The sequence below is a fragment of the Novosphingobium sp. B-7 genome (assembly GCF_000410615.1).
Taxonomy (GTDB): Bacteria; Pseudomonadota; Alphaproteobacteria; order Sphingomonadales; family Sphingomonadaceae; genus Novosphingobium; species Novosphingobium capsulatum.
The window spans coordinates 303-1,151 of sequence record NZ_KE148322.1; the positions used below are offsets into that span (position 1 = coordinate 303).

At 69.6% G+C, this 849-nt stretch carries 1 protein-coding gene; it reads left to right on the forward strand.

The window, feature by feature from the left end; translation table 11 throughout:
• Nucleotides 1-30 precede the first annotated feature (30 nt).
• Nucleotides 31-849: histidine kinase dimerization/phospho-acceptor domain-containing protein (locus H926_RS34615; RefSeq protein ID WP_371256235.1), on the forward strand; the 819-nt coding region annotated here is incomplete at its 3' end.

The window sequence follows — 849 nt, forward strand, 5'->3', positions numbered from 1 at the left end:
TGGCTATGTGCTGCGCAGCGGGCTGTGCGCGTGATCGCCGGCAGCATCGCTTCCGCGCGCGGCGGGCGCGAGGCGGCGTTCCCGCTGGGCATGGGCCGCCTGGCGATCCAGTTCGGCGCGCTGTTTGCGCTGGCCATGCTGGCGATGGGGCTGGTGGTCTTTGCCGTGGCGCAGCAACGCATTGCCCGGCGCATCGACGATGCGCTGGAATACCATAGCAGCAAGTACCTGGCGCCGGAGAACGGCCAGTCGGTGAACGCCGCGATCGTCGCCGCGCGGATCGAGGCGTGGCAGCAGCAGAAGGCGCTGAGCGAGCGCACCTATATCCTGTTTGCCGCCGATGGCCGCCTCTTGGCCGGGCGGCTGCGCATTCCGCCGCCGCCGCCGGGCTTTTCACCGGTGCGCTATGTCAGCCGCGCGCATGTGGTGCACAAGGGGCGGGCGCTGGCCACGCGGCTGCCCGATGGTGCGCTGTTCGTGGTGGTGCAGCACAGCGAGGCGGCCGAAAGCCTACAGGCGATCTTGCCCGGGGTGATCGTGGCGATCTTTGCCAGTGCGCTATTGGCGGGTCTGGCAGCGACCATGCTGTTTGCCCGGCAGACCGCGCTGCGCCTGGCGGAAACCCAGGCCGCAGCCGATGCCATCGCGCGTGGAGACCTGTCGTGCCGCATCGCCACCGATCGGCTCGATGGCATGTTTGCCCAGCAGGCGGCCAGCCTCAACCGCATGCTCGATCGCATGGAGGAACTGGTCAACGCGCAGCGCCAGTTTTCGAGCGCCCTGGCGCACGATCTTCGCACGCCGCTGACCCGGCTGCGCGGCCTGCTCGCCACGGCCAATGCCACCGCC